Genomic DNA, 26,800 nt, shown 5'->3' with positions numbered 1-26,800 from the left:
TACCGTTTTGTAAGGCAATTCACGCGAACGTGCTGGCGGCGTCGCGCAATCTCGACATTGTTCCTGCCCAATTTGCGGCTATCCGCAAATTGCTCCCGGAAACAGATGCTGCAGATTTCTCCCGCGCCGTTCCACTCGATCCTGGTCGTCCAAACCAAGTTCATAGGCGATCTCGTCCTCGCCTCGGCGCTCGCCAAGAACCTGCGGCTCGCATTCCCCGGCGCCAGCATCGTCTTTCTGTGCGAGGCTCGCTTCGAGAGCTTCGTGATCGCCCATGATATAGCTTCCGAGGTGGTCACATTCAGGCGCGACCGCATGCGCGGCACGTCCTTGGAGCGCGGGAAAGAGCTTTACGCCATGGTGCAGGCGTTGCGCCGCTTCCGTTTCGACCTGACCATTGACCTGACCGACTCGAAGACGTCGCGCATCGTCACCGGGCTCGTCAACGCCAAGACCCGTGTCGGTTACAGTCCTTCCGAAAGACCCTTGCGTATGTTGGAGCGGCAACCCGCCAATGTTTTTGCCAAGCCCTACGGCTTTGATGGTCAGCATTTCCTGTACCGCTACCTCTCGCCGCTCGAAGCGCTCGGCATCGAACTTCGCACGGTGATTCCAAACCTTGAGCCGCTGCCAATGGAGACGGCGAAAGCATTGGCGCTGCTGGGTAAGCACCATCTGAGGCCAAACGCATTCATCGCGGTACATGCGGGTGCAAGCTTCGAGGGCCGACGTTGGCAGCCGGAGCGGTTTGCAGCAGTGATCGTCGAGATTGCCGGCGAGACCGGCCTGGACGTAGTCCTGGTGGGCGGCCCGGACGAGCGCGAGATCGCCGAACGTATCGTCGCCAGGACCGCGCCGTCGGTCGTCAATCTCGTCGGTGACCTGTCGCTTGAAAGCCTGCTGGCGGTGCTGAAACAGGCCCGGCTGTTTCTCGGCAATGAGAGCGGCCCGATGCACATGGCCGCAGCCACCGGAACCCCGGTTGTCGGATTGTTCGGTCTGACGGAGCCGTCGCGCTGGGGTCCCGTCGGCGTGCCCAGCATCTCGCTCCAGCCGCCGATGCCTTGCGCCTGCATGGCCGAAAACCTCTGCCGCGCGCCGGATCCCAGCAAGGCATGCTGCGTCTGGGGCCTGGAGGTCAAGCCTGTGGTCGATGCGGTGCGCGAGGTTCTTTCGCGCACCGAAATGAAGCTGGAACACGCCATCTGAGATCATGCGCCGCATGCACGACCGCTCTCGACGCGGTGGAATGACCTGTCGCCCACAGGAATGGTCACATTGTCGCGGAGCGCTTTTCTGCTATGCGCCATCCCGATTTCCGCCTTCATGCGGGTCGTTGGGATGCCTGCTTGAAATGACGGGTCCGGGAATCGGTTTGATGCGCCTGCTGCAAAAAAATCTCTGCATGATCGCCCTGTCGTGGGCGATGGCATCCGCCAGCCATGCCGCGCCCCTCGTCGAGCCGACGCTGCACATCAAGTCGCAGGCGAGCGGAGCCGGCCGTGTGGCGCTTACGCTCGACGCGTGCGGTGGACAGACCGACAACCGGATCCTTTCGGCGCTGGTGGACAACAAGATCCCCGCCACCATTTTCGTGACCGGCATCTGGCTGAAGCGAAACGCCGCCGCCGTCGAGATCATGCGGGCGCATCCCGATCTGTTCGAACTGGAAAATCATGGCGGCCACCATGTCCCGGCGGTCGACACGCCGCGGAAAATCTATGGCATTCGCAGCGCCGGCAGCCCGGATGCGGTGCTGGCCGAGGTCGAATCGGGAGCCGCCGCTCTTACCGGGACCGGCGAGCCGGCGCCGAAATGGTTTCGTGGCGCAACCGCCGAATACAGCCCGTCGTCAATCGCCATGATCCGCAAGCTTGGCTTCAAGGTCGCGGGATTCTCGATAAATGGCGACGGCGGCTCTTTGCTTGGCGCCAAGGAGACCGCCCGGCGCATCGCGGCGGCCAAGGATGGCGACGTCATCATCTCGCACATCAACCAGCCGACCCATGCGGCCGGCGAAGGCGTGGTGCAGGGGCTGCTGGCGCTCAAGGCCAAAGGCTTGACCTTTGTGCGGCTCGACGATGCCGAGGGCATCGGCAATAACGGCACGACGGAGTGACTGGCCAGCCGAGCGGATCTCGATGCCTTCGGCGTTGGCTCAGTCCGGTTTGGCTTCGATCGTGACCTTGCTTGCGTAGAATGCGCCGTGGTTGCGGATTTCAGCCATTTCGTCGAAAGGCCGCTCGTAGGCCCACATGGCGTTCTGGCCGGTCTCGCCGGCAGGCAGCACGCTCCAATAGCTTGCATCGCCCTTGTAGGGGCAATGGGTCGAGTGGTCGGTGCGGCCGAGCTTGCCGAAATCGATGTCGGCGAACGGAATGTAGAAGGCCGCCGGATAGGGGGCCTCGGTCAGCACCTTGGCCTTCGTTGTTGAAGCGATGACCACGTCTCCGACACGCACGGTAACGGTGCCGGCATAGGGCTCGACAGTGATGATTTTGTCCGGGTTGCGTTGGAAACCGGGTGCGGGGTTGGCGATCTGATCCATGCGGGGGGCTCTCCTTGCGTCGACTTAAGGTGTGTCGCGCAAGCCCGTTGCGCAAGGCCGCTATCGCCATCCAGCCCGCAAAACTTGCCGAGGCCGACATTGATGAATCGGACCCTGGAATCTTCGAGGTACTTGTCGTCAGCGGTCAGGCGGCGGCCTTGAACACGTCCATGAGACCGGCATAGGCGGCAGCGATCCCGGCGACCGGGTTGCTGCTTCTCGAGACGGTCTCGACCTTCAGGGAACCGCCGCCGGTAGGCAAGGTGAGCAGCAGGAACTGGCGGTTTCCGCCATCGCCGACTGACGCGGCCGCGACGTGCTGGTCCTCGCCCTGATTCTGGACGCACATCTTGAACAGCAGCGTGCCGCCGACCGCTTCCAGCGCGCCGCCGACAACTTCAACAAATTCATCTTCGGAAACAGTCTTTGTGTCCGGCACCAGATCGGCCAGACTTTCGGCAAGCGTACTCTCGAGAGCCTTGTCGTCGAGCTGCGCGTCCATGCGAACCTCTTTCAGTCGCCAATCGCACCCCTTTGCCCGTTAACGAAACTTAACGCCGACGATGGCCGGATTGTGGCGGTTTTCCACCAATGCGGCGCTCAGGGGTGCTGGCGGCTGGACAATCCGCCGGTTCGCTCCACAATAGCTCGAAAAGCACAACGCAAAAGCGTGAGGGAGGATCGAATGCTGGGACTGATGCAGGAATGGCCACTGCTTTGCCATAAGCTCATCGACAATGCCGAGCGGCAGCATGGCGTGCGCGAGATCGTGACGCGCTCGATCGAGGGGCCGATCGTGCGCACCACTTACGCCGACATCCATCGCCGTGCCCTGAAGGTCGCCCAGCGGCTCGAGCGCGACGGCTATGGGCTGGGCGACCGCATCGCCACGCTGGCCTGGAACACCGCACGCCATATCGAGGCCTGGTACGGCATCATGGGCATCGGCGCCATCTACCACACGCTCAATCCGCGGCTGTTTCCCGAGCAGATCGTCTGGATCATGAACCATGCCGAGGACAAGGCAGTCTTCGTCGACCTGACCTTCGTGCCGCTGCTCGAGAAGATCGCCGGCGCCGTCAAGTCGCTGAAACAGGTGATCGTGCTGACCGACAGGGCGCATATGCCGCCGACGACATTGCCCAACGCGGTCGCCTATGAAGATTGGCTTGACGAAGCGGATGGCGACTTCGCCTGGAAGACCTTCGACGAAAGCACCGCCGCCGGCATGTGTTACACGTCCGGGACCACGGGCGATCCCAAGGGCGTCGTCTACAGCCATCGTTCGAACGTGCTGCACGCCATGATCGCTGCCATGCCCGACGCCATGGGACTGTCGTCGCGCGATACGATCCTGCCTGTCGTGCCGATGTTTCACGCCAATGCCTGGGGCCTTGGCCAGAGCGGGCCGATGATCGGTGCCAAGCTGGTCATGCCCGGCTGCAAGATGGATGGCGCCTCGATCTATGAACTGCTCGACACCGAGAAAGTGACCTTCAGCGCCGCCGTGCCAACCGTCTGGATGATGCTGCTGCAGCATCTGGAGGAGACCGGCAAGGAGCTTCCCCATCTCAACAAGGTTGTCATCGGCGGCTCGTCGTGCCCGCGCGCGATCATGACCAAGTTTCAGCAGAACTACGATGTCCAGGTTATCCACGCCTGGGGCATGACCGAAATGTCGCCGCTCGGCACGCTGTGTACCCTGAAGCCGGACCATGCTGGTCTTGAGGGCGAAGCCCGGCTCGACGTCCAGCAGAAACAGGGCTACCCGCCCTTCGGCGTCGAAATGAAGGTGACCGACGACGACAACAACGAGCAGCCCTGGGACGGCAAGACTTTTGGCCGCCTGAAAGTGCGTGGGCCGGCCGTTGCCCGTGCCTATTATGGCGACGCCGGCGTGGAGCAGTTCGATGAGGATGGCTGGTTCGACACTGGCGACGTCGCCCACATCGACGCCGGCGGCTACATGCAGATCACCGATCGCGCCAAGGACGTCATCAAATCCGGCGGCGAATGGATTTCGACCATCGACCTCGAGAACCTGGCTGTCGGCCATCCCGATGTCGCCGAGGCGGCAGCCATCGGCGTTCAGCATTCGAAATGGGGCGAACGGCCGCTGCTGGTCGTCGTCCGCAAACCGGGCAAGGAACCGACCAAGGCTGACATTCTCGGGTTCATGGATGGCAAGGTGGCCAAATGGTGGATGCCGGACGATGTCGCTTTCGTCGGCGAAATTCCGCACACCGCAACCGGCAAGATCCAGAAGATCACCTTGCGCCAGCAATTCAAGGACTATCGCTTGCCGACCGATTGACGCGATGTCGCATGTTTCGGCTTCATGCCATCGCAAAAAGGCACTAAGTCTCCGTTCGGGTTGGGGCAGCACGGAAAACGATGGTTAGCATTCCTGAACGGCAAACGTCGAAGGCGGCCGGCTGGTCGCGGCGCACGGCCGCTTTTTCGTTGGTGCTGCTGCTGACGGTCTTTGTGGGCCATCGCTTCGATCTCGTCGAAACACCTGTCTTTCTGTGGGTGCTCGGCATTGTCGCGCTGCTGGCGGCGATGGCGCTGTTGTTTGCCGGGTTTGCCTTTTCGCGGCTGTGGAATTTCGGCGACCGCGGCGGCCGCGACCTGACGGTCGGCGCGCTGCTGGCACTGCTGGTGCTCGCACCCTACGGCGTCGCCGCCTACTGGGCGACGATCTATCCGCCGCTCAGGGATATCTCGACGGATTTCGACGAACCGCCGACGCTCGACGTGAGCGACCGGACGAAGGATATGAACGTGCTTGCACCGTCGACGCCTGGGGAACAGCGGCTGCAGGCCGATAGCTATCCGCTGGTCAGCGCACGCAGCTACGACCTGCCGTTCGAGACTGTCGTCAATGCCGTCGAAACCGTACTCGACCGGCGCGACTGGGAGCTGTCGGAGCCCTATCCCGATCTCGCCGGGCAAAGCGAGGTGACCATCACCGCCGTCGCCAAGGGCTTCGTGATCGGCCTTCCCGCCGATGTGGCGATCCGCGTGACGGACGATGGCGACACGGTCATCGTCGATATGCGGTCGGCATCCCGCTACGGCCGCTACGACCTTGGCGACAATGCCGCGCGCATCACCGAATTCCTGGCGGAGCTCGACCAGGAAGTCGCCGGTCAGGTCGGCGCCGCGCCAGCCGAGTGACTTTCAGAACCGGGTTGTAGTCAGGCGAATCCGTATGTCGCAGCAGAATGCAAGTTGGGTCTGCGGATAGACTATTCAGCGGGCTCGTATCTCCCCTGCAACAAGATCGTCGAGACCGGGCCAAGCGGATCGATGATCCGGCTCTCCAGGACCTCGATGAGTTTGCGTCCAACCCCGGCCATATCCACGAAATGAACGCCGATCTTTGCCGGCAGGAAGCGTGCAAGCCGCGTGCTGTCACGAGCGACGATGTGGACGTCGCTCCCTGGCACAAGACCTCTTCTGCCAAGAGCATGTAACGCCCCGAGAAGGCCCAGTTCGTTGGCGCATGCCAAGCCGGTCGGCCGATCTGACGACGCCAGTAGGCGATCGAACCAGCCTGCGCTCGATTCCATCGTGAACATGCCGTGACCGATCAGCGATTGGTCGATCGGAATACCGGCCTCGGCCAACGCCCTTTGATACCCGGCAAGACGCATGGCACTCGCCTGATCTTCCGGAACGAGAAGTTGCAATGCAATGCGTCGACAGCCCTTATCCATCAGCCGTCGGGTCGCCTCGTAGGCAATCTGTTCGTTGTCGATATCAACGTAAGGATATGCGACGTTCAGGTCCGTTCTTCCGAATGTGACGAATGGCATGCCTGCATCCAGCAGCAGCTTGACTCGCGGATCGCCCGACACCATGCGCGTGATGATCAGTCCGTCTGTGCTGCGCGCTTGAAGCTGCCGCTGCACACTCTCGACAGGATCGTCATCGGGAGTGGTGGAATAGATGGAGAGACTATAACCCGCTTGCCGCGCCGCCAGCGTCATGCCCTCGATCAAGGGAAGCTTCAATAGATCGGACAGATGGTCTTGTGTCTCCATCGGGTATACTGCCGTTATCGTCAGCGTTCGGCCGGTTTTGAGCGCGTAGCCATGATGATTTGGCAGATAACCGGCCCGTTTCGCCGCGTCTTTCACGCGTGCAATGGTCAAGGGATGGACTTCTGGCCCGTCCTTCAGAGCGCGGGAAACCGTCGTCACCGAAAGGGAAAGTTCCACCGCGAGCTGTTTTAGATTGGCCATTGTCGCCCGCCTTCATTGCTAAATCGCCGGCTGATTTCCTGCTGAAGCGCCGTGACGTTACCGGATTCGATATCCCGGTCAATCCTAACTCCTCGGGGAAGCAGCTTGACTCGGTTTAGATTGAGTGCAATCGTAACGTTACGATTAAAGAGAAACGGCGATTTTGAGCGACATTTCATAATTTCGGGAGGAGAACCTATGTCTTGGCTACGCATTTCCTTAGCAGCATTTGCAATCTCGGCTGCTTTGCCCGCCCATGCTCAAACAGTCACCATTACGACAGCGGGTGGCGACTATGGTAATGCCATGAAGGAAGCTATGTGGGGTCCTGCTGCAAAAGAGCTTGGATACGATGTCCGCGAGGAGACCCTAAGCGACGGCCTAGCCGCCTTGAAGATGCAGGTCACCTCGGGGGCTATCACGACCGACGTCATTCACCTTGGCTCACCGGAAGGCGCACAGGCTGCCGCACAATCGCTGCTGGAGCCTCTCGACTACAAGATTATCGACCCAAAGTCGGTGCCAGATGGCGCAAAGTCCGACTACTGCTATCCGTTCGACTCCTATGGCACCGTCATGTCATGGAATACCAAGACATACGGCGAGAACCCGCCGAAGACGTGGGCGGAATTCTGGGATGTTGCCAAGTTTCCTGGTCGTCGCGCGCTGCGCGCCAATGCTCAAGACTCGATCGAGATCGCACTGCTCTCCGACGGCGTGGCGCCGGCGGACATTTATCCCGTGCTCGGCACGCCGGAGGGTCTGGATCGCGCCATCAAGCGGCTCGAAGCAATCAAACCAAATGTCTCGGTGTGGTGGACCTCGGGCGCTCAGTCGGCGCAGTTGCTGAAAGACGGTGAGGCGGATTTGATCGTTACCTGGAACGGTCGGGCGGAGACAGTGAAAAAAGATGGCGGCGCGGCCGACTACACGTTCAAGGGTTCCGTCATTGGCACTGACTGTCTTGGAGTGCCGAAGGGGGCGCCGAACAAGGAAGCGGCCATGAAGCTGATAGCTGCGATGACACAGCCTGCGCGCGTGGCCAAGCTGACCGATTTCATCGCTTACGGCCCGGTCAATCCTGCTGGCTATGAGGGTGGCCTTATTCCCGCGGACCGTCTGAAGACCCTTGCGACCGCGCCTGAAAATGCCGGCACTTCGGTGTTCTCGAACGCGGATTGGTGGGTCAAGAACGGCGAGGCTGCCCAGAGGGCCTTCGATGAAATGATGAGCCGCTAAGCTTCGAATACATCGGCTCTAGGGCTGGAGCACATGATGAAGTCGCTCGCGATCACCATCGACAGCGTTCGCAAAACCTATGGGACCTACGTCGCGCTGGACGATGTTTCGCTCGACATCAAGGCTGGCGAATTCCTCACGCTGCTAGGCCCATCGGGGTCGGGCAAGACGACCTTGCTCATGGCCTTGGCCGGATTTGTCCGGCCAGATTCCGGCAAACTCTTGTTGGGGGATCGGGACATCACCCGCCTGGCGCCCAACAAGCGCGACATCGGCATCGTCTTCCAGAACTATGCCCTGTTTCCCCACATGAACGTCCTCGCGAATGTCGAGTACCCGCTGGTACTGCGCAAGGCGCCGAGATCTGAGGTCCGAAAGCGGGCGTTTGAGGCGTTGGCCCGCGTCAAGCTGGAAGATCTGTCGGAGCGCAACATTGCCGCGCTATCGGGCGGACAGCGCCAGCGGGTAGCACTGGCGCGGGCGATCGTCTTCGAACCACGCGTGATGCTGATGGACGAGCCGTTGTCGGCGCTCGACAAGAGTCTGCGCGAAACCATGCAGTATGAAATCAGACGTCTGCACGATGATTTGGGGATCACAACCATCTATGTGACGCATGACCAGCGCGAAGCGCTGATTATGTCTGACAGGGTCGCGGTCATGGATTCCGGCCGTATCCAGCAGATTGATACGCCACAGCGGATTTATCATCATCCATCGACCCGCTTCGTCGCGGAATTCCTAGGCGAGGCCAACATTATAGCCCCAGGCCTCGTGCGCAGAATCGACGGCGCCGATACATCGCCCGAAGCCCTGATGATCCGCGCGGAAAGCTTCCATCTTGATGCAAAGCTCGTCGGACGAGATGGCGTCGCGCTCGAAGGAACACTGCGCGCCAAGGTGTTTCGCGGCGAGAACTGGCTTCTGACGCTTGTGCTGGACGGCGGGCAAGAAGTTCTTGTCTGCATTCCGGCAGCCCTGGCCAGCGGCTGCGCCGAGCTTGCCACCGGCCAGTCGATGACCGCCTTTGCACCAGCCGCAAAAGTTCACGCGATGCCAGGAGCTAGGGCGTGACCGTCATGGCGAATCCCGCGCTTGCGGCAGACGCAAGACGAGAGCGGCGGTTCTTCCTCTCACTTTCTCTGCCGGCGCTGTTCATCGTTGGGCTGGCTGCGATACTGCCTATCCTGTGGATCATCCGGCAATCGTTCCTGACCACGGATGGCGAATACACTCTCGGCAACTACGAGAAGGTGCTTTCGAGCGGGCTGACATGGTCGGCACTGGTCACAACCCTTGAATTGTCCCTGGGCACGCTGGCGATCTGCATTCTTCTCGGTACTCCCCTGGCGCTCGCCCTGGCCAGCGCCAGACCTAGGGTGGCCAATTTGCTGATGGCCTTCGTCATGCTGCCATTGTGGACCTCCATTCTGGTGCGCACCTATGGCTGGCTGGTGCTGTTGCGGCGCGATGGCCTGATCAACGCAACTTTGACGGGTTCAGGCCTGACAGCTGAGCCATTGCCGCTGGTCTACAATTTCACGGGAACGCTGATCGGCATGGTTCACTACATGCTGCCGCTCTTTCTGCTGCCGGTTTATGCCGCGATGCGCGATATCGACGCCAACCTCATTCGTGCGGCGGCGAGCATGGGCGCCACTCTCGGGCAAACGATCCGCACGGTCATTCTGCCGCTTTCGGCCGGCGGCATCTTCTCGGGGTCGATCATCGTCTTCATCTATACGCTCGGCTTCTTCATCACGCCGGCGGTGCTGGGCGGCGGCAAGGTAAATCCTCTCTCCACCCGGATCGAGCGCACGCTATCGACCTTTCAGGATTGGGGGTCGGCGAGCGTCCTGGGCATTCTGCTCCTCGTTGTCATGGCTCTGATCGGTGTGATGTTCCTGTCGGCACGGCGACTGCTGACGCGCGACGGTGCGTCCCATGCTTGAGGCCTATCCGGACAACAGGCTGTCCCGCATCTGTCTGTGGGGCTTTTCCGCACTCGTGCTGGCGTTCTTGATGCTGCCAACGCTCGTGGTCGCGCCGCTGTCCTTTTCGGCGTCCGACCTTCTCGAGTTCCCGCCGCGCGCATATTCATTGCGCTGGTACGATCATTTTTTCGGTTCGGCGACGTGGATGGCTGCGCTCAGGACGAGCCTGGTTCTTGGAACATTGACAGCTATGCTCGCGGTACCCTTGGGGCTGCTGGCCTGCATTTCGATAAATCGGCTCGGCGGAAAGGCCGCTGTTACCATTCAGGGCATTCTGCTCACCCCGTCCATCGTGCCAGGAATCCTGCTTGCGATCGGTCTCTTCTTTGTGCTGGCGGCGCAACATCTGGTCGGAACGCTATTCGGCGTGCTGGTCGGGCATGTGGTGTTGGCCATTCCTGTCGTGTGCATTGTGCTGTTGCCCGCTCTGGCCCGCTTTGACTGGAACCAAGTTCAGGCGGCGCGCAGCCTCGGCGCGAACTGGGCGAGAGCCATCGGCGGCATAATTGTCCCGCAGCTTCAGATCAGTCTGCTGTCGGCCATATTGATGGCCTTCCTGACATCACTCGACGAATCCGTCATTTCGATCTTCGTCTCGAGTGGTCAAAACAGCACGCTGCCGAAGCTCATGTTCATATCTCTGCGCGATCAGATCGATCCGACCATCGCGGCGATCTCAACGGTGTGGACCGCCATGGTCGTGGTCGTCGTCTTGATCGTGACTTTACACCAAAAATCATGACTGAAATTGGAAACATGCTCACAAATCAGATAGCCAGTGATCCGGCGGATCACGCAGCGGACATACCTCAGGTAGGACTGGCCATCATCACCGGGTCGGCAAACTGGGGGCTGGCCTTCCCGGAAGATATCGAATTCGATGGTGTGCGCACCTTGCGGCGTGACATTAGTTTTGAAACGCCTTTCGGCCGCAGCGACAACTGGAAGCTGATCGAGTTCGATGCCTCGATTACTGCGGAAGGCAGAACGAAACGTGCGTTGTGCATGTATTCGCACGGCAATCCGCGCGACCATATCGACCATTCCTGCCATCGCCGGGCGTTCTGGGTGTTGATGAACGCGGGTGTAAAGCAAGTCCTAGCCTGCTCGACCGTTGGAGCCGTCAACAAAGCGATTCAACCCGGCGACATGGTGGTGACTGCCGATATCATCGAACTGACGCAGACGCCTTTTTCACTGCTTCCAGACCGCCAGAGCTTTGACTGCTCGGGCAAGCAGATCGTATGTCCAAGATGTGCGGCGGTTCTGGTTGAGACGGCCCGCCGTCATTGGCCAGCCGAATGCCGGGTTCATGGCATCGAGCAGCAGTTGGTGGCTGCCCATTGTTACGGGCCTCGACTGACAACCCCAGCCGAGGCTTTGGCTTATCGAAGCATGGGCGCGGATGTGCTCAACCATTCCATCGCCCCCGAGGCGACCCTGTCGCGCGAAATCGGCGCTTGTTTCGTGCCGCTTGCGTTCGTGACCGCGGGTTTCAACGACTATATGGACCGCAGTCGCCAGGAATTGCTGCAGGAGCATGTGTTGCCGAGCCTCTCCATGACCGCCTCGCGGGTTGCGCTGGAGACCGCGGCACGACTTCCAACTGATCCTGAATGCTCTTGCCAGGGCTTGAAGTCGCCCCAACCGGCAGAGCGCTCCAGCCGCTTCTAGAGTATAAAGGGCGCAGATGAGCTCGCGCCGATCTTAGCTTGCCGGCACAAAAATACCGGTGATGGCCGGGTCGCCGTCTGTCGTGACCAGGCCGCGCGCCGTCAGATCCTCGAGATGGGCAAGCACCGACAATCCGGCGGCGCCATGCAGCCGCGGGTCGGTGTCCCTGTAGATCGCCTTGACCATGTCCACGATCGTCCGGTCCCCCTCTTTGACCCGCTCCAGAATGGCGCGCTCGCGCATCTTGCGATGCGTCTTCAACCCGCGCATGAAAGCGCGCGGTGCTGTCACCGGCCCGCCATGTCCTGGCAACAGCAAGCGGTCCCCGCGTTCGATCAAGCGGTCCAGCGAGGCCATGTAGTCGGCCATCGCCCCGTCCGGCGGGGCGACGATGGAGGTTGCCCAGGCCATGACATGATCGGCCGAAAACAGGATGCCGGTTCCCTGCAGCGCGAACGCCGCATGATTGGCGGTGTGGCCCGGGGTCAGAACCGTCCTGATCGACCAGCCGTCGCCGTCGACCACCTCGCCGTCGGGCAGGGCGACATCAGGGATGAAAGCCGTGTCGGCACTGGCATCGAGCGCATTGGTCTCGCCGATATGCAGGGCTCTTGCCGGCCGGTGCGGCCCCTCTGCCAGCACGAGGGCGCCGGTGCGCTCTTTCAGCCGGGCCGCCAGCGGGGAGTGGTCGCGATGCGTGTGGCTGACGAAGATATGGCTGACCGGCCGGCCTGCGATCACCTCGATCAGGGTCCGCAGATGCGCCTCGTCCTCCGGCCCCGGATCGATCACCGCCAGCGTATCGCGGCCAACAACGTAGCTGTTGGTGCCGTGAAAGGTGAAGGGGCTTGGATTGCGGGCCGTGATGCGCTGGACATCGGGCGCGACATTCACCCCCTGGCCATAGAAGGGGTCGAAGCCGGTATCGAATTTCAGTGCCATGCATCGGTGCCTTGTTTCGGGAAACGGCAAAACCGATTGCCGCACAACACGCAAGCCAATATAGGAGGATGTGAGGCCGCGAACATCGGAGTGCGGCAATCGGATTGGGGAAATACCATGGCAATTGCAACTACGATGCGTCCGCTTGTTTCTCTGGCTCTGCCGCAAAACGGCGCGGCGCGGCTGGCAACGCAGCTTTTCCTGGCCATCGCCGGAACGCTTGTGCTGACACTGTCGGCCAAGACCAAGGTAATGCTCGGGCCGGTCGACATTTCGATGCAGACGCTGGCCGTGCTGCTGATCGCCGCCGCCTTCGGCATGCGTCTCGGCGTCGCCACCCTGCTGCTCTACATGGCCGAGGGCGCCATGGGCTTCCCCGTCTTCCAGAGCACGCCTGAAAAGGGTCTCGGCATTGCCTACATGCTCGGCTCGACCGGCGGCTATCTCGCCGGCTTCGTGGTCATGGCGGCAATTGTCGGCTGGGCGGCGGATCGCGGCTGGGACCGCCATCCAATCAAGCTTTTCAACGCCATGCTGGTTGGCGAAGTCGTCATGATGGCAATGGGCTTTGCCTGGCTGGCGCTGCTCATCGGTCCGGAAAAGTCGTGGCAGTTCGGCGTCGTGCCGTTCATCGTCGGCGACCTGATCAAGGTGGCGCTCGCGGCAAGCCTGGTGCCGGCCGTCTGGACGCTGCTGAAGCGCGGCTGAAGCGCGCGATCGAAGAAACGGCCAGGGGCAATCAAGCCACTGGCCGGAGCGGCGTCACTGGCGGATTTCCGGTCTGATGTCCGCCAACCTCGATAGATTGTCGGTTAGATCGCCCTAGACGCTGCGACATCTTCAGTAATGATCATTAAGTCGCTTTATTAGCCCAGGCTTTTCAATTTCCCGAACTGTTGATCTGAGAAATAGATGCTTGCTGGCGCGACCGCGCTGTCGTAGCTCTTGGTCTTCGACTGTATCGAATCGCCGGGGGGCGAGACGTCCGATTCGTTGTTGTGAACGATCAGGTCAGATGCGCTATCGCGCTGGTCTGTCGCCGATACGGCAGCTTCGGGGAAGGGGGGAAGACGTTGAATGTCGCAGCGTCGACTATTGTCGGAAGCCGGCACTTCCTGTTCAGGATTCGGTTTCAACTGCTTGGCGGACTGACATTCGCGATTTTTGCGCCGGCGATCATCCGGATTGTCTTCAATCCTGAATTCATCTATTCGGCCAATCTTCAGGTAACAGTAGCCGCTGCGGTCATCGCGCACCTTGTGGGCTTCTTGTCTTATCGCCGCATCGGAAATTTCCCAGGCGTGGCCGCGGCAAGTTACATCTTGCCGACATTTGCCCTGTCCTACGGGGCTGTTTTCCTGACCATCTTCTTTTTTCGGTTCGAGTACAGCCGGTTTCAGGCTGCCGCCAGTTTCACGCAGTCCACGCTCTGGTACTTCGGCCTGAGCCTGTTGACGCGGCGTCTCGATCCGTACCGGCTCGTGGTGATTCCCGGCGGAGATGTCGAGCGCCTCAAGACGTTACCGGGTGTGCATTGGTTTTGGATCAAGTCGACCAGTACGATAATCGAAAGAGCCAGCGGCGTGGTCGTTGATCTGCGTGCCGATCTTGGCGCGGAATGGGAACGATACATCGCGGATCGGGCCCTTTCGGGAACGCCCGTATACCACGTCAAGCAGGTCAGAGAGTCGCTGACCGGTCGGGTCGAGATCGAGCACCTGTCGGAAAACACGCTTGGTTCGCTCAATCCGAACCAGGCCTATCTCAAGATCAAGCAGGCGGTCGACTGGGTCTCGGCACTTGTCTTGATCATCGTTCTTTCCCCCGTTCTGGCGTTGATAGCGCTGCTGATCCGGCTGGATTCCGATGGTCCTGCGCTGTTTCGCCAGCAACGCATGGGCTACCGGGGCAAGATCTGCACGGTCTACAAGTTTCGCTCGATGCGCGAGCACTCTGGCGCCGGCAGCGAAAAGGAAAGGGCGATCACCAGGCACGACGATGACCGCATCACCAGAGTCGGGCGTTTCCTGCGAAAATCCAGGATCGACGAACTGCCGCAGGTCATCAACATCCTGCGTGGCGAAATGAGTTGGATCGGGCCGCGGCCGGAAGCTGTCGTGCTGTCGCAGTGGTACGAGGCTGAGCTGCCATTCTACCGCTACAGGCATATCGTCAGGCCGGGCATAAGTGGGTGGGCACAAGTAAATCAGGGGCATGTGGCTGCCGTCGATGACGTTATGGAAAAATTGCACTATGATTTCTATTACATAAAGAACTTTTCGCCTTGGCTGGACGTTTTGATAACTCTCAAGACGCTGAAAACGATGCTTACCGGCTTTGGTGCGAGATAACCAATGCGAAGCATGGCTCTGGAATAGCAAGCGCAGGAAGCAGATGGATCTCGCCTCCAGGAAAATAGCGATCATCGGGCTTGGCTATGTCGGCCTGCCGCTGGCGGTCGCCTTCGGCGCCGGCAGGGATGTCGTCGGTTTCGACATCGACCAGTCGAGGGTGGACGCGCTGAGGCGTGGCGACGACCATACGCTGGAAGCCAGCAGCGATGAGATCAGTGCTGCGTCGCGGCTGACATTCACCACCGACAAGGCCGATCTGCGCGATTGCGGGATTTTCATCGTCACGGTTCCAACGCCGATCGACAGGGCCAACCGTCCGGATCTGAAACCGCTGATCATGGCATCGACTTTTGTCGGCGAGGTCATATCGCCAGGCGCGGTGGTGATCTTCGAATCGACGGTCTATCCCGGCTGCACGGAAGAGGTGTGCGCGCCGCTGATCGAGAAACATTCGGGCCTGCGCTACAATGAGGGGTTCTTCCTCGGCTACAGTCCCGAGCGCATCAATCCGGGCGACCGCGAGCATCGGTTGCAAACGATCGTCAAGGTCACCAGCGGCTCGACGCCGGAAGCGGCCGAAGGTATCGATGCGCTCTATGCCTCGATCGTGCCGGCAGGCACACACCGTACCTCGAGCATTGCGGTCGCCGAAGCGGCCAAGGTCATCGAGAACACTCAGCGCGACCTCAACATCGCGCTGATGAACGAGTTGTCGCTTATCTTCGGCAAGCTCGGCATCGACACGTCCGAAGTGCTGGAAGCCGCCGGCACCAAATGGAATTTCCTGCGCTTCACGCCTGGTCTCGTCGGCGGCCACTGCATCGGCGTCGATCCCTACTATCTCACCCACAAGGCCCAGGAACTCGGCTATCATCCGGAGGTGATTCTTGCTGGCCGCCGTATCAATGACGGCATGGGTCGGCACGCGGCGGATCAGACGGCCCGCCTGATGATGCGCAAGGGAATACCTGTCGTTGGCAGCCGGATTCTGGTGATGGGCGCGGCCTTCAAGGAAAATTGTCCGGACCTGAGGAATTCCAAGGTCGCCGATATCGTTGCCCAACTGAAGGAATACAACGCCGGCATCGACATATGGGACCCCTGGGTCGACGCGCAGGAATGCGCGCGTGCCTTCGGCGTAGCCAGCATGAAGGACATTCCCGACATGCGTTATGACGGCGTTATCGTGGCCGTCGGCCACAGGCAGTTCCGCGCGTTAGGCGTCGACGGCCTGATGGCGCTTTGCAAGACCCCGGGCGTCATCTACGACATCAAGGGTCTGTTCCCCAGGCATGTCACGGATGGGCGTTTCTGATGAAGGTTCTGGTCACCGGCGCGGCCGGCTTCATAGGATATCACGTAGCGAAGCGGCTGCTGGAGCGCGGTGACGAGGTCGTCGGCATCGACAACGTCAACGACTATTACGATCCGGAGATCAAGGAGGCGAGGCTGCGGCTTCTGGACGAGGCGAGCCGCAAGACCAATGCCGGCTATCATTTCATCCGCGGCAATCTCGCCGACAAGAGCGTGGTCGACGCCTGCTTTGCCGACCATGCATTCGACCGGGTGATCCATCTCGCCGCCCAGGCCGGGGTTCGCTACAGCCTGGAAAACCCGCATGCCTATGTCGAAAGCAACATCATCGCCTACACCAACATGCTGGAGGCCTGCCGCAACAGCGCCGTCGCGCACCTGACCTATGCCAGCACGTCGAGTGTCTACGGTGCCAACACCGACATGCCGTTTTCCGAGCATCGTCCGGCCGACCATCCGCTGCAGTTCTACGCCGCGACCAAGCGCGCCAACGAACTGATGGCGCACAGCTACAGCCATCTGTTCGGATTGCCGACGACCGGGCTTCGCTTCTTCACGGTGTATGGTCCCTGGGGTCGCCCGGACATGGCGCTGTTCCTGTTCACCAGGAACATCCTGGCCGGCGAGCCGATCAAGCTGTTCAACAACGGCAACCACACGCGCGACTTCACCTATGTCGATGACATCGCCGAAGGCGTGATCCGCGCCAGCGACAGCCCGGCCACGGGCAATGCCGCCTGGGACTCCAGCCGTCCCGATCCGGCCACAAGCAGCGCCCCCTGGCGCATCTTCAACATCGGCAACAACAACCCGGTGAAGCTGACCGCCTATGTCGAGGCGCTGGAAAACGCGCTGGGCCGCAAAGCCATCGTCGAACTCTTGCCGCTGCAGCCCGGCGACGTGCCCGATACCTTCGCCGACACCTCGGCGCTGGAGCAGGCGGTCGGCTACCGCCCGGCGACGACGGTGACCGAGGGCGTCGGGCGGTTCGTCGAGTGGTACAAGGCGTATTTTGCGCGGGGATAAGGCTCGGCGTTTCCCGGCTGATCCGCGCTGTTCCATGATCGCGTAACCAGGAGCAGATGGAATCGATACGGCTCGCAAACAGGCAGTCTGCAATCCATTGCAGTCCCAGGCGCTATTGAGCGTCTGCATCCCCACGTTCAATCGGCGGGATCGCGTTGCGGCGCTGGTTCAGCAACTGTTGCGTACGGACTGCCCATTGCAGATATGCGTCCATGTCGACGGTTCGACCGACGGAACGAACGAAGCGCTTGCGGAAATCGCATCTCGCGATGCCAGTTTGGTGGTCACCACCGGCCCGAATGACGGCAGAGGCCGCGCGATGTTTTCGGCGATTGCTTCCGCCACTGGCGACTATTGCATGGTCTTCGATGATGACGACGATCTCTTCACCGATCGCCTGCCGGAAGTCTGTGAGCACCTCTCGCAGAGAGGTGTCGATGAGAAGATTGCGGGTTTTGTGTTCTCGATGGCTCTTGGCCACCCAGAGACGGCAGCAGAGCCGTTTCCGTCGGAACGGACAAACCTGATAAAGATGCGGGCCGACGAACGGGTGGTCGGCGACAAGAAGGAGGTCATCAAAACTCCTTTGCTTAAACGGGTTGCCGTGCCCCCAGCGGGGCGGTTCCGCCGCGTTCCAACATCTCTTCTCTGGTCCAGATTGGCGATCGAATACGACGTTATCTGTGTCAATGTCGAGATTGGACAAAAACGATATTTGCCGGAGGGGATGACGGCAAGGATTCGGCTTCTTCAGCGACAAAATGCATACCCGATGTTGTTGCTGAACTTGAACTACATCAAGGCGTTCTGGCTAGGACGATATCGGTCAGTTCGGTTCTTGGGCAAGGCGGTTCTTGCCTGTTTGAGCTTTGGTGTCTTGAGTTTCCCGTTCTTGCTCAAGAGGTCATTCGTGCGGGTGACTTCATGAAAGAAGCCAGCCTGTGGAAGTTGGTGGAAGCCATCGTAATACGAATTGTTCCTGGTCTTCTGAACATAGCGACGTTGCTGTACATCGGCAGCCATCTGGAGACTGGACAGTACGGTGTTTTCAGCACGACGATTGCGACAGTTTCATTTATTTCGACACTTGTTTTTGGAGTCGCGACCTATTCGATAATGCCGGTTTCCGCAAAAATGCATGCCGCGGGAATGGGTAGAGAGTACGTATCGTCCATTTTGACCGTGCTGGCAGTTGTGGTGTTGTTTGTCGTTCTGGCTGGACTGGCAATGACGTGGCTGGGATTTGGCAATGCCGTTGCCGCGACCATCATCGTTTCTTTCGGCTTGCACACCGCACTTCAAGAGATTTTGAGGTCACAACTGCGTTTGTGGGCGTACGGTTGGTCGGCGATTGGCCAGGCCGTCGCATACCAGGCAGGAGCCATAATCCTGCTTGTCGGCGATGCGAAAGTAGGCTCGGCTCTTGCAGCCTTTTCGCTCAGCTATTTCGTCGGAGCGCTGATTTCATTTGCCTTCCTGGGACCTATGAATCTGAGACGGCCTGGCTTTTCCTATCTTGCCGGGTCTCTGGTTACAGGCTGGGGATTTGTGTTGAGCAATCTGGCCGAGAGCGGCGTGTTTGTCGGCATTCGATACATTGTTTTGTTGCTTGGCTCCGAGACCCATCTCGGTGTCTTCTCGTTTTGCGTCGATCTTTCACAACGGTCCGTCGGCTTCTTCATGAATGCGGCCAGCTTCGTATTTGTGCCAAGGGCGTTTCTCAGTGCCGCAAATGGAAACGTCAGGCAGTTTCGGCGCGGACTGTTCGAGGGAGCGGCCATCGCACTCATTTTTGCGACCGTGGCCGCGGCCGGAATAGTTGGCCTGTTTTTCTCGGGCCATGCATCCGGATGGCTGGGGAAGTCTTTTGATCCTGTGGTGTTCGGGATCGTTTCTTGTGCTGTTCTGGTCAACAGGACGAAAAAAGTGATCATCGATCCGTTTGCGCTTCGGTCGAGCAAAGCGATGGCGTTGACCTATTCCTACGCGATAGGGGCGTTGGCTTGCTGTTGTCTGGCGGCATTGGGCCTTTGGTGGCGGGTGCCTCTTGGCAGTGAAATGGCATTTTTGTTCGGATATGTCGTTGCCGCTGGCTGTTCCTTTTTCGCATTGAGGAATGTGATTGCAGATCAAGGGCCTGGTGCGAAACAGCGCACCGTTTTGATGGTCGGTCCGGATGCCAGAAATGAATGAGAAGAAAGCATTCTACGACGAGAAAAACAGGCGCATCGTCCATGTCGGCACGGTGGCTGATGACGACTATTGGGATTCTCACTGGGCCGAAGGGATTGTCTTGAGGCCGGATCGCTTTGTCGTTGAAACCACCAAGCGATACCTGACCGGATCGGCCAAGATCCTGGACGCTGGATGTGGCTTGGCCAATACGGTCCATGGCCTCGACCAGGCAGGCTTTTCCGCCTACGGGATCGACTTCGCGCAGAAGACCGTGGGGATGGTGAATCGTGCCGCGCCCCATTTGCAAGTGACCGTGGGGGATGTTCGAGCGACGGGCTTCGCGGACGAATTCTTCGATGGGGTGTGGTCTCTGGGGGTGATCGAGCACTTCTTCGACGGTTACGATGAGATCGCATTGGAGATGAAGCGCATCATCCGGTCAGGAGGAGTTGCCTTCGTGACAGTGCCGAGCATTTCTCCTCTCCGACGGCTGAAGATCAGAATGGGTCTCTATCCCAGGTTTCCAGGTGAACAGGCCGGATTTTACCAGTTCGTTCTTGAGCCGTCTTCGATTGTTTCCAGTTTCGAACAGCACGGCTTCAAGCTTCTGGAATCACAGCCGAGGGGAGGCTTCAAGGGGCTGAAGGACGAGACATTTTTCTCCAAGCCGATGCAGGCCTGGTACGACAGCAAGAATGGAATCCTGAGAGGCTTGCGTGCTGCTGTGGACCGGTTGCTCGGCCCATTTTCGCATCATACGCGGCTCTACGTCTTCCACAGGATATAGCGCGGATGTCAAATCCGAGTGGGCGCAGATCGCCAAACGAAACCGGTGGTGAAGCAGTGTCGATATTGCGAAAGTTTGTTCGCGCGAATGTGGCCATTTCCGAGTTCCTGGACAGTGCTCTGCCGCAGCGCCTTCGCATCGACGGCAACCGGACCTTTGCGACGGAGATAGCACCTCCCTTACTTACTTCAAACGCACGGGTTTACGATCTTGGCGGGGGTGCCAGGCCGTTCGTCAGTCTTTCGGAGAAGCGGCGCCTTGGGCTTTTTGTCGTTGGGCTCGACCTCGACGCGGAAGAGTTGTCGAAAGCGCCACGCGGAATATACGACGAGGAGATTGAAGCGGACCTTACCTCGTTTAGGGGGAGGGGCGATGCTGACGTCGTCTTTTGCCAGGCAACGCTCGAGCACGTCCGTGATGGCGAGGGCGCCCTGCGCGGCATTGCCAGTTGCGTGAAACCGGGAGGCATGGTTGCCATTTTCTCGCCCTCGCGCAACGCCGTTTTTGCCAGATTGAATCGGGTCCTGCCGGAGGGGATGAAGCGACGGCTGCTTTTTGCGATCTATCCTGAAAAGGGCATGGGTCATGACGGTTTTCCGGCTTTCTACGACAAGTGCTTGCCCAGCGACGTCGAGACAATCGCAGAACGGAACGACCTGGAACTTGTCGAGCGCCGTCTGTTCTGGAAAAGCTCCTACTTCTATTTTTTCGTGCCGGCCTTTCTTGTCTGGCGCATCTGGTTAGGCGTTTCGGCCCTGTTTCTCCGCAAGGATGCCGCTGAAACCTACGCCTATGTCTTTCGGCGAAAACAGTGAGTTCCCGCGGCCCATGAAAAGGAAGCTCGCGCTGATCGCCATTCCGCTCGACAGAAGAGGCGGTGCCGAAACCATCCTGAAACTTGTTGCGCGCGCACTCGCGAGGCGACCCGACTGGGACGTCGAAATCGGCTTCTTGGGTAGCCAGGCGGCGGGCGAGGCCGCTGGATCACACCAGGACGGAATTCGGTGCAGCTACGGCTATGGCGGCGGCAAGGCCATGAGCGAGTTTTTGCTCGCCCCGCGGCTGATCCGGCGTCGGTACGATTTGGTGTTCTCGAGCCACGCACGGGTAAACTCGTTTCTGGCTGCCGCCCGATGCGTTGGACTTCTCCGCAGCCATAGGCTGGTCGCCCGCGAGTCCACGGTACTTCTGGATCGCTTCAAGGGTCCTCGCGCGCTCGCTTACAAGGCGCTCTATGCTGCCTATGGCAGCCAGGACATGATAGTCGCGCAAACGAGCTATATGAATGAACGCCTGCGTGACGTATTGCCCCGGCGAGCAATCGCCAACCTGTGTACTTTGCCCAACCCGGTCGACGAAGATCTCATCGTCAAAATGTCCATGGAAGCATTGTCCGGGCACGACGCCGAGATACTTTCCCGCCGTCCGCAGATAGTCTGGTGCGGCCGGCTGATTGATGTGAAGCGTCCGACGATCGCGGTTGATGTGCTGGCCGAAGTCAGACGAAGGACCGGCGAGGATTATGAGCTGACCATGGTTGGCTCTGGCCCCATGGAAGCGGAGTTGAGAGCCCGCGCCGGCAAGCTTGATCTGACCTCGCGAGTAAATCTGCTCGGCCAGAGAGACAACCCGTTTCCGCTGTTTCGCGCAGCGCGTGCCGGCATGCTCACGTCGGCGACGGAGGGATTTCCCAACGTCCTTCTGGAAATGATGGCTTGCCGGATTCCCGGCATCGTCACCACCCCCTGTGCGGGAGATCTGGACATGCTGTCGGGCCTGGAGATTTCAGCCGGCTTTGGCGCGTCGGAAATTGCGGAAGCACTGCTGAAGGTCATTCAAGGCGGTGATCGGTCGGCCTTGTACGGAAAGACCTTGTCGGAAAGATCGCCGGATCGGTTTGCGGATATGCTGTTGAGAACGCCGTTGTCATATCCGGGTGGGCAGCGATGACGGCCGTTGCTCGCAACAAGATAGTCGTCTCGATAAACACATCCTGGAATGTCGTCAATTTTCGCAAGGGACTGATCGAGGCGCTGCGGAGCCGCGGCTGTGACGTGGTCGTCGTCGCGCCGAGAGACGAGTATTCTCCGCTGATTGCGGCCATGGACTGCCGCTATGTCGAACTCGACATGGACAATTCCGGCACGTCACCGTTGCGGGATTTGGTCCTTCTGTGGCGCTACTGGCGTCTCTTGCGGCGCGAGAGACCGCTGGCCTTTGTCGGCTTCACGATCAAGCCCAATGTGTTCGGCTCCATCGCGGCCAATCTGAACGGCATTCCCGTCATCAACAACATTTCGGGATTGGGGACAGCGTTCGTCCGCGGTGGTCTGCTGCTCAGGATTGCCAAGGCCTTGTACCGGGTGGCATTGGCCCGTTCCAAAATGGTTTTCTTCCAGAATGACGATGACCGGATGCTGTTCGTCGACGAACGCCTGGTTCGCAAGGATCGAACCGCGCTTTTGCCTGGCTCCGGCATCGACCTCGTGCGTTTTGCCCCTTCGCCCGAAGCGCGCACCGGGTCTGGCGCCATCATCTTTCTTCTCGTGGCCCGGCTTCTCTGGGACAAGGGTGTCGGCGAGTTCATCACGGCGGCCCGTCGGGTTTGCCGTGAGGTGCCCGGAGTGCGTTTCCAGCTACTCGGCTTTCTTGATGTCGAAAACCGGACCGCGGTCAGCCGCGAACACGTGGAAAAATGGGTTGGCGAGGGATTGGTCGAATATCTCGGCTCCACCGACGATGTGCGGCCTTTCATTGGTGCCGCGGATTGTGTCGTGTTGCCCTCCTACAGGGAGGGAACGCCGCGCTCGCTGCTCGAGGCGGCTGCGATGGGCAAGCCGCTGATCGCAACCGACGTGCCAGGATGCAGGGAAGTGGTGGACCACGCGGTCAATGGCTTCCTATGCAAGGTGAGGGACCCTGATGACCTTGCGAGCAAGATGGTCGAGTTTGCGCGGCTGGACGACTCGTCCAGGGACAGGATGGGAGCCCAGAGCAGAAACAAGGTCGAGCGGCAGTTTTCGGAAACGATCGTCATCGAGAAGTACATGCTGCAGATAGAAAGACTGAGCGCCCTTGCGACGAAATGAGCGGACCGGCCGCACAGGGTCGGAGGGAGGATGGTTTTGTCAGTCAGGAGCATAGCGTTGCTTGCCGTCGTGGCAGTTTTGTTTGGTGTTGGCTTTCTGGGCATCATCGTGATGCAGAGGGGCCGCCCGTCCCCCGCGAAGCCGGTAGCCGAGCTCAAGCCGTTTGACGGCAAGCTCGCCATTCCATCGGTCGATGATCTGCGTGTCGGCGGTCGCAAGATCCTGCTGTGCGGGGCGGCGTTTTCCAGGCCTCAGGCCATGCGCCTCCTGGTGACGGAAGCGGCGCGCCGAGACTACCAGGGGCTCGTCCTGGCCTGCAAACCTGTCGGTTCCGGAACACCTTGCGACGGCAAGATCGCTTCCAGGGTTGGCGATACCCTTGTTGTGCAGTGCCTGACGGCTGAGGGCGAAGATTTGGCCACCATACTTACGCGGGGCGGAATTCTCTGCGGCCAGCCGGTTCAGGCCGGCGCAACGTACAAACCTTGCTGAGCAGGTCGCCAGTACAGACCGGAGACTCTTACGGCGAAGTGAGTGGGTCTGGTTCTTAAGCTGGCCGGCTGCCCGCATTTGGGTATTTATGGGCCCTTTATTGGGTCTGCCGGTTCTTGAATTTTTCGGGTATTTTTGGGTACATTTGTGGGTATGACCCTGAAGATCGACTCTCTGCAAATTACCACCGAGATCCTTGCTCTGGTCTCGGAGATCGACGAATTCAAAGGGGCTTGGCGAGCGCTGGGCGCGCTCGCTCCGGAGCGCCTATCGGCTCTGCGCCGCGTTGCGACCATCGAGAGCATCGGCTCTTCTACCCGTATCGAAGGAAGCAGGCTTACTGACGGCGACGTGGAGCGGCTGCTCGCCAACCTCGACATCAAATTCTTTGAGTCCCGAGACGAGCAGGAAGTCGCCGGATATGCGCAGATCCTGGAAATGATCTTCGCGCATTTCGATGCGATTGATCTGACCGAAAACCACCTGACACAGCTACACCGTGACCTGCTGGCGTTCAGCAACAAGGATGAACGCCACCGCGGTGCATATAAGACGCTCGCCAACAATGTCAGTGCGTTCGATGCCGACGGAAAAGAGATCGGCGTCATCTTCGAAACGGCGACGCCTTTCGATACGCCGAAGCGGATGAAAGAGCTTGTCGATTGGACACGCGACACACTCAACAAGCAAAGCCTGCACCCTCTGCTCGTCGTCGCAATCTTCACGGTGGTGTTTCTGGAGATACACCCATTCCAGGACGGGAATGGACGGCTGTCGCGCGTTCTGACGACGCTCCTGCTGATGCGCAGCGGATATGCGTATGTGCCTTACTCTTCCCTCGAAAGCGTGATTGAGAACAGCAAGGAAGGCTACTATCTGGCGCTACGCCAGACTCAAAAGACGATCCGCAGCCCGAACTCCAATTGGCAGCCATGGGCTGTGTATTTCCTGCGCGCTCTGCAGCAGCAAAAGCGGAGATTGGAGAAAAAAATCGAGCGGGAACGTCTTGTGCTCGGCACGTTGCCGGAACTCTCTCTGCAAATCGTTGAGGCCATCAATGAGCGTGGGCGCATAACCATCAGCGAGATCGTCAACCTGACAGGTGCAAACCGAAACACCGTCAAAAAACACTTGGCCATTCTGGTCGAAGCGAACCATCTGGCCCAACATGGAACCGGCAAGGGAACGTGGTACGGCCAAAATAGGCGGTAAAGGCGCCAAGTCTGAGGCACGTCGACTTGGTGAGTTGGATCGCGGTTGAGGCATGGAGCAGATCTCTATGGCGGGAGAGCAGGAATGGGTAGCGGAGCCGGCCGCCTACCCCGTTGGCCGCGATTGGTATCGAGCCGATCTCGAATTACATGCTGTCAGCACGACCAACGGTCGAATCGCGCGGCTGCCATCAAGGAATATCTACCGAAAAATGTGTCGATAATTCAATATATTAGGTTGGTTGGCGAAAGGTTTGGCGCGCTCAGCTTGGTCAAAGCTTATCGAGCCAGTCACCGCGGAAAGGAGACCTCAAATTTTTTTCCGATAGTAAGAAACCTGTGACAGGTAGTCGAAGACTATTAATGCGATCTGGCTAAAGTACTGTGCTTTGACAGACACGCGTCAGCTTAAATCGCCTCGCGCGCGCGAAACAGGTTGGAATTGTGGCGAAAAACTGGTACGCGCTGATGCAATGCCTTTGACTGGGTGCGTCTGAAGTGGTGCAGCAAGAAGGGACCGAAGACTGATGAGCCTTGTGTTTAAAACTGCGCTTGCCGTATTTGTCGTGTCAATCGGGTTTGGTTCAGCTTCATCGTTTGCCCAGGATGCTTCGTGCAGCTGCGCGACACCCTATCAAGGTTCGGCAAACCCGATCGGATCCATCCGTTCCGCCACCGGTGATGTGATGGTGTCGCAGACGGCGGGCTATGGCGCTGCCAAGGTTGGAAGCGCGCTCGATTTCGGCAGCCGTGTGGTGGTTGGCGCCAACGGCGCGGCCTCCGTTCTGGTCGGCGGCTGCAATCTGGAGGTTTCGGCCAATTCGAGCCTCGACGTTTCCCGCCTTGGCAACAACATTTGCCTCAAGCTTGTCGGCTCTGAGAAGACGGCTGCTATTCAGCCCTCCGGCGGCGGCGCCGGGTTCGGTCCGCCGGAGGCGATTTTCGCCGGGGCGCTTCTGACGTCTGGCGTGCTCGCGGCGACGCAGGACGACGACAACGGCGTCAGCCGCTGACGAAGATATGGCGGCGTCGGCCGCTGTAGAGAAGGGTCTGGAAAGGTCGGCGGCCCGGCTGGTTTATTGGGTTTGTTAACCATATTGTTCTATTGCTTGGGGCGGGGCGGGCTGTAATTCGTACCAACAGGGCGAGTTACAGGTTTTGGTGGGGTAAAATGATGAGTTGCCATCGGTTCGGGGTTGCTTTTGCTTTTGTTGCATTCGTCGCAGGGGGCGCCCTGTTCGCCGCGCCCGAGGCTGTAGCTCAGCAAACCTGTTCCTGTCTTGCGCCCGTGCCGGCGTCCGCAGACGCGATAGGTCGTCTTACGCAGGTCCGGGGTGATGTCCAGATGTCCCAGGCCGGCGGCTATGCAGGGGTGGATGCCGAGGCGCCGGTGTATGCGGGCGCGCGCATCATGACCGGGGCGCAGGCGTCTGCTTCGCTGGCTATCGGAGCCAATTGCGCGCTCGATATTCCAGCCAATGCCACCGTCAAGGTCGATCCTATCGAAGGCGGCATGTGCGTTTCGCTTGAGACACCGTCTGCGACGATCGTACCCGCCAGCTCAGAACCTGGCATGTTGCCGGTTCTCTTGGGCGGCGCCGCCGTCGGTGGTGCCGCCGCCCTTATTATCGGCCTGCAGGATGACGACGACGCGGTCAGCCGATAGGCGGGATACGACCCCCGCTGTTTTGCGTAAATTTGTCAA

At 59.7% G+C, this 26,800-nt stretch carries 28 protein-coding genes; 23 read left to right on the top strand and 5 right to left on the bottom strand.

Annotated elements, in window-relative coordinates:
* Positions 1–78: 78 nt before the first annotated feature.
* Complete coding sequence (locus EJ079_RS34090; protein WP_245481762.1) at positions 79–276, bottom strand: hypothetical protein; 198 nt, start codon at positions 274–276, stop codon at positions 79–81.
* An 81-nt stretch (positions 277–357) separates the two neighbouring features.
* Here EJ079_RS34090 and EJ079_RS30635 point away from each other — a divergent pair, with 81 nt between their 5' ends.
* Positions 358–1,209: a glycosyltransferase family 9 protein gene (locus EJ079_RS30635; RefSeq protein WP_245481761.1), complete on the top strand. Its 852-nt coding sequence runs from the start codon at positions 358–360 to the stop codon at positions 1,207–1,209.
* A gap of 169 nt (positions 1,210–1,378) precedes the next feature.
* Positions 1,379–2,119: a polysaccharide deacetylase family protein gene (locus tag EJ079_RS30630; protein ID WP_127395678.1), complete on the top strand. Its 741-nt coding sequence runs from the start codon at positions 1,379–1,381 to the stop codon at positions 2,117–2,119.
* Positions 2,120–2,158: 39 nt separating this feature from the next.
* Here EJ079_RS30630 and EJ079_RS30625 read toward each other — a convergent pair whose 3' ends face one another.
* The gene (locus EJ079_RS30625) at positions 2,159–2,548 is read right to left on the bottom strand and encodes a DUF427 domain-containing protein (RefSeq protein WP_127270456.1); all 390 of its coding nucleotides are present in this window, start codon (positions 2,546–2,548) and stop codon (positions 2,159–2,161) included.
* Between the two features lie 145 nt (positions 2,549–2,693).
* Positions 2,694–3,050 carry a hypothetical protein gene (locus EJ079_RS30620; protein ID WP_013532740.1) on the bottom strand — a complete coding sequence of 119 codons (357 nt, stop codon included), beginning with the start codon at positions 3,048–3,050 and terminating at the stop codon, positions 2,694–2,696.
* A 183-nt stretch (positions 3,051–3,233) separates the two neighbouring features.
* On the opposite strand from EJ079_RS30620, the gene EJ079_RS30615 reads away from it, so the two are divergent.
* Both EJ079_RS30615 and EJ079_RS30610 read left to right on the top strand, forming a co-directional pair.
* Complete coding sequence (locus EJ079_RS30615; RefSeq protein WP_127395679.1) at positions 3,234–4,862, top strand: fatty-acid--CoA ligase; 1,629 nt, start codon at positions 3,234–3,236, stop codon at positions 4,860–4,862.
* Positions 4,863–4,942: 80 nt separating this feature from the next.
* Positions 4,943–5,728: a DUF1499 domain-containing protein gene (locus EJ079_RS30610; protein ID WP_127810988.1), complete on the top strand. Its 786-nt coding sequence runs from the start codon at positions 4,943–4,945 to the stop codon at positions 5,726–5,728.
* 71 nt (positions 5,729–5,799) lie between these two features.
* On the opposite strand, the gene EJ079_RS30605 is transcribed toward EJ079_RS30610, so the two are convergent.
* A complete protein-coding gene (locus EJ079_RS30605) occupies positions 5,800–6,798 on the bottom strand; it encodes a LacI family DNA-binding transcriptional regulator (protein WP_127810987.1) in 999 nt (332 codons plus the stop codon).
* A gap of 198 nt (positions 6,799–6,996) precedes the next feature.
* Here EJ079_RS30605 and EJ079_RS30600 point away from each other — a divergent pair, with 198 nt between their 5' ends.
* The 5 genes from EJ079_RS30600 to EJ079_RS30580 are packed head-to-tail and all read left to right on the top strand — an operon-like array spanning position 6,997 to position 11,705.
* Positions 6,997–8,037, top strand: a complete 1,041-nt coding sequence (locus EJ079_RS30600) for an ABC transporter substrate-binding protein (protein WP_127327122.1) — start codon at positions 6,997–6,999, stop codon at positions 8,035–8,037.
* A gap of 36 nt (positions 8,038–8,073) precedes the next feature.
* Positions 8,074–9,111, top strand: coding sequence for an ABC transporter ATP-binding protein (locus tag EJ079_RS30595; protein ID WP_127396569.1), 1,038 nt, complete (start codon positions 8,074–8,076; stop codon positions 9,109–9,111).
* A complete protein-coding gene (locus EJ079_RS30590; RefSeq protein WP_127810986.1) occupies positions 9,108–9,989 on the top strand; it encodes an ABC transporter permease in 882 nt (293 codons plus the stop codon). Before EJ079_RS30595 ends, EJ079_RS30590 begins: the two co-directional genes overlap by 4 nt.
* On the top strand, positions 9,982–10,773 hold the full coding sequence (locus tag EJ079_RS30585) for an ABC transporter permease (protein WP_127810985.1): 792 nt from the start codon (positions 9,982–9,984) through the stop codon (positions 10,771–10,773). Before EJ079_RS30590 ends, EJ079_RS30585 begins: the two co-directional genes overlap by 8 nt.
* A gap of 14 nt (positions 10,774–10,787) precedes the next feature.
* Complete coding sequence (locus EJ079_RS30580; protein WP_127396568.1) at positions 10,788–11,705, top strand: 5'-methylthioadenosine phosphorylase; 918 nt, start codon at positions 10,788–10,790, stop codon at positions 11,703–11,705.
* A gap of 33 nt (positions 11,706–11,738) precedes the next feature.
* Here the strand turns inward: EJ079_RS30580 and EJ079_RS30575 are convergent, their stop codons facing one another.
* The gene (locus EJ079_RS30575; protein ID WP_127327126.1) at positions 11,739–12,647 is read right to left on the bottom strand and encodes an MBL fold metallo-hydrolase; all 909 of its coding nucleotides are present in this window, start codon (positions 12,645–12,647) and stop codon (positions 11,739–11,741) included.
* Positions 12,648–12,764: 117 nt separating this feature from the next.
* On the opposite strand from EJ079_RS30575, the gene EJ079_RS30570 reads away from it, so the two are divergent.
* From EJ079_RS30570 to EJ079_RS30505, 14 genes are all read left to right on the top strand, one after another.
* A complete protein-coding gene (locus EJ079_RS30570) occupies positions 12,765–13,355 on the top strand; it encodes a biotin transporter BioY (RefSeq protein ID WP_023808554.1) in 591 nt (196 codons plus the stop codon).
* Between the two features lie 365 nt (positions 13,356–13,720).
* Positions 13,721–14,998 carry a sugar transferase gene (locus EJ079_RS30565; protein WP_245481759.1) on the top strand — a complete coding sequence of 426 codons (1,278 nt, stop codon included), beginning with the start codon at positions 13,721–13,723 and terminating at the stop codon, positions 14,996–14,998.
* A 43-nt stretch (positions 14,999–15,041) separates the two neighbouring features.
* Positions 15,042–16,316, top strand: coding sequence for a nucleotide sugar dehydrogenase (locus tag EJ079_RS30560; protein WP_127810984.1), 1,275 nt, complete (start codon positions 15,042–15,044; stop codon positions 16,314–16,316).
* Positions 16,316–17,341, top strand: coding sequence for an NAD-dependent epimerase (locus EJ079_RS30555; protein ID WP_127395597.1), 1,026 nt, complete (start codon positions 16,316–16,318; stop codon positions 17,339–17,341). The genes EJ079_RS30560 and EJ079_RS30555 overlap by 1 nt, the downstream gene beginning before the upstream one ends.
* A 97-nt stretch (positions 17,342–17,438) precedes the next feature.
* Positions 17,439–18,269 carry a glycosyltransferase gene (locus tag EJ079_RS30550; RefSeq protein WP_164873884.1) on the top strand — a complete coding sequence of 277 codons (831 nt, stop codon included), beginning with the start codon at positions 17,439–17,441 and terminating at the stop codon, positions 18,267–18,269.
* Positions 18,266–19,534 (top strand): hypothetical protein, encoded by a 1,269-nt coding sequence (locus EJ079_RS30545; RefSeq protein WP_127810982.1) that lies wholly within the window; start codon positions 18,266–18,268, stop codon positions 19,532–19,534. The genes EJ079_RS30550 and EJ079_RS30545 overlap by 4 nt, the downstream gene beginning before the upstream one ends.
* The gene (locus tag EJ079_RS30540) at positions 19,527–20,303 is read left to right on the top strand and encodes a class I SAM-dependent methyltransferase (RefSeq protein WP_164748853.1); all 777 of its coding nucleotides are present in this window, start codon (positions 19,527–19,529) and stop codon (positions 20,301–20,303) included. The genes EJ079_RS30545 and EJ079_RS30540 overlap by 8 nt, the downstream gene beginning before the upstream one ends.
* 5 nt (positions 20,304–20,308) lie before the next feature.
* Positions 20,309–21,118 (top strand): methyltransferase domain-containing protein, encoded by an 810-nt coding sequence (locus tag EJ079_RS30535; protein ID WP_127810981.1) that lies wholly within the window; start codon positions 20,309–20,311, stop codon positions 21,116–21,118.
* Complete coding sequence (locus EJ079_RS30530; protein WP_164873883.1) at positions 21,096–22,253, top strand: glycosyltransferase; 1,158 nt, start codon at positions 21,096–21,098, stop codon at positions 22,251–22,253. The genes EJ079_RS30535 and EJ079_RS30530 overlap by 23 nt, the downstream gene beginning before the upstream one ends.
* Positions 22,250–23,392 carry a glycosyltransferase family 4 protein gene (locus EJ079_RS30525; RefSeq protein ID WP_127810979.1) on the top strand — a complete coding sequence of 381 codons (1,143 nt, stop codon included), beginning with the start codon at positions 22,250–22,252 and terminating at the stop codon, positions 23,390–23,392. Before EJ079_RS30530 ends, EJ079_RS30525 begins: the two co-directional genes overlap by 4 nt.
* Positions 23,393–23,449: 57 nt before the next feature.
* A complete protein-coding gene (locus EJ079_RS30520; protein ID WP_127810978.1) occupies positions 23,450–23,884 on the top strand; it encodes a hypothetical protein in 435 nt (144 codons plus the stop codon).
* Between the two features lie 153 nt (positions 23,885–24,037).
* Positions 24,038–25,096 carry a DUF977 family protein gene (locus EJ079_RS30515; protein ID WP_127810977.1) on the top strand — a complete coding sequence of 353 codons (1,059 nt, stop codon included), beginning with the start codon at positions 24,038–24,040 and terminating at the stop codon, positions 25,094–25,096.
* A gap of 685 nt (positions 25,097–25,781) precedes the next feature.
* Positions 25,782–26,108, top strand: a complete 327-nt coding sequence (locus EJ079_RS30510; RefSeq protein WP_245481758.1) for a hypothetical protein — start codon at positions 25,782–25,784, stop codon at positions 26,106–26,108.
* Between the two features lie 332 nt (positions 26,109–26,440).
* On the top strand, positions 26,441–26,761 hold the full coding sequence (locus EJ079_RS30505; RefSeq protein WP_127268328.1) for a hypothetical protein: 321 nt from the start codon (positions 26,441–26,443) through the stop codon (positions 26,759–26,761).
* Positions 26,762–26,800 lie beyond the last annotated feature (39 nt).

Source organism: Mesorhizobium sp. M7A.F.Ce.TU.012.03.2.1 (genome assembly GCF_004006095.1).
In the GTDB taxonomy this organism is placed as follows: Bacteria; Pseudomonadota; Alphaproteobacteria; order Rhizobiales; family Rhizobiaceae; genus Mesorhizobium.
This window is presented reverse-complemented; position numbering and strand designations above follow the sequence as displayed.

What these genes read in the sequence shown, in the direction of transcription:
- EJ079_RS30610 (WP_127810988.1), top strand. Translation starts at nt 4,943, where the DNA reads ATGGTTAGCATTCCTGAACGGCAAACGTCGAAGGCGGCCGGCTGGTCG.
- EJ079_RS30605 (WP_127810987.1), bottom strand. Translation starts at nt 6,798, where the DNA reads ATGGCCAATCTAAAACAGCTCGCGGTGGAACTTTCCCTTTCGGTGACG.
- EJ079_RS30595 (WP_127396569.1), top strand. Translation starts at nt 8,074, where the DNA reads ATGAAGTCGCTCGCGATCACCATCGACAGCGTTCGCAAAACCTATGGG.
- EJ079_RS30560 (WP_127810984.1), top strand. Translation starts at nt 15,042, where the DNA reads ATGGATCTCGCCTCCAGGAAAATAGCGATCATCGGGCTTGGCTATGTC.
- EJ079_RS30510 (WP_245481758.1), top strand. Translation starts at nt 25,782, where the DNA reads ATGGTGTCGCAGACGGCGGGCTATGGCGCTGCCAAGGTTGGAAGCGCG.
- EJ079_RS30540 (WP_164748853.1), top strand. Translation starts at nt 19,527, where the DNA reads ATGAATGAGAAGAAAGCATTCTACGACGAGAAAAACAGGCGCATCGTC.
- EJ079_RS30620 (WP_013532740.1), bottom strand. Translation starts at nt 3,050, where the DNA reads ATGGACGCGCAGCTCGACGACAAGGCTCTCGAGAGTACGCTTGCCGAA.
- EJ079_RS30570 (WP_023808554.1), top strand. Translation starts at nt 12,765, where the DNA reads ATGGCAATTGCAACTACGATGCGTCCGCTTGTTTCTCTGGCTCTGCCG.
- EJ079_RS30625 (WP_127270456.1), bottom strand. Translation starts at nt 2,548, where the DNA reads ATGGATCAGATCGCCAACCCCGCACCCGGTTTCCAACGCAACCCGGAC.
- EJ079_RS30585 (WP_127810985.1), top strand. Translation starts at nt 9,982, where the DNA reads ATGCTTGAGGCCTATCCGGACAACAGGCTGTCCCGCATCTGTCTGTGG.
- EJ079_RS30630 (WP_127395678.1), top strand. Translation starts at nt 1,379, where the DNA reads ATGCGCCTGCTGCAAAAAAATCTCTGCATGATCGCCCTGTCGTGGGCG.
- EJ079_RS30555 (WP_127395597.1), top strand. Translation starts at nt 16,316, where the DNA reads ATGAAGGTTCTGGTCACCGGCGCGGCCGGCTTCATAGGATATCACGTA.
- EJ079_RS30530 (WP_164873883.1), top strand. Translation starts at nt 21,096, where the DNA reads ATGTCTTTCGGCGAAAACAGTGAGTTCCCGCGGCCCATGAAAAGGAAG.
- EJ079_RS30575 (WP_127327126.1), bottom strand. Translation starts at nt 12,647, where the DNA reads ATGGCACTGAAATTCGATACCGGCTTCGACCCCTTCTATGGCCAGGGG.
- EJ079_RS30535 (WP_127810981.1), top strand. Translation starts at nt 20,309, where the DNA reads ATGTCAAATCCGAGTGGGCGCAGATCGCCAAACGAAACCGGTGGTGAA.
- EJ079_RS34090 (WP_245481762.1), bottom strand. Translation starts at nt 276, where the DNA reads ATGGGCGATCACGAAGCTCTCGAAGCGAGCCTCGCACAGAAAGACGAT.
- EJ079_RS30615 (WP_127395679.1), top strand. Translation starts at nt 3,234, where the DNA reads ATGCTGGGACTGATGCAGGAATGGCCACTGCTTTGCCATAAGCTCATC.
- EJ079_RS30600 (WP_127327122.1), top strand. Translation starts at nt 6,997, where the DNA reads ATGTCTTGGCTACGCATTTCCTTAGCAGCATTTGCAATCTCGGCTGCT.
- EJ079_RS30580 (WP_127396568.1), top strand. Translation starts at nt 10,788, where the DNA reads ATGCTCACAAATCAGATAGCCAGTGATCCGGCGGATCACGCAGCGGAC.
- EJ079_RS30545 (WP_127810982.1), top strand. Translation starts at nt 18,266, where the DNA reads ATGAAAGAAGCCAGCCTGTGGAAGTTGGTGGAAGCCATCGTAATACGA.
- EJ079_RS30505 (WP_127268328.1), top strand. Translation starts at nt 26,441, where the DNA reads ATGTCCCAGGCCGGCGGCTATGCAGGGGTGGATGCCGAGGCGCCGGTG.
- EJ079_RS30635 (WP_245481761.1), top strand. Translation starts at nt 358, where the DNA reads ATGGTGCAGGCGTTGCGCCGCTTCCGTTTCGACCTGACCATTGACCTG.
- EJ079_RS30515 (WP_127810977.1), top strand. Translation starts at nt 24,038, where the DNA reads ATGACCCTGAAGATCGACTCTCTGCAAATTACCACCGAGATCCTTGCT.
- EJ079_RS30525 (WP_127810979.1), top strand. Translation starts at nt 22,250, where the DNA reads ATGACGGCCGTTGCTCGCAACAAGATAGTCGTCTCGATAAACACATCC.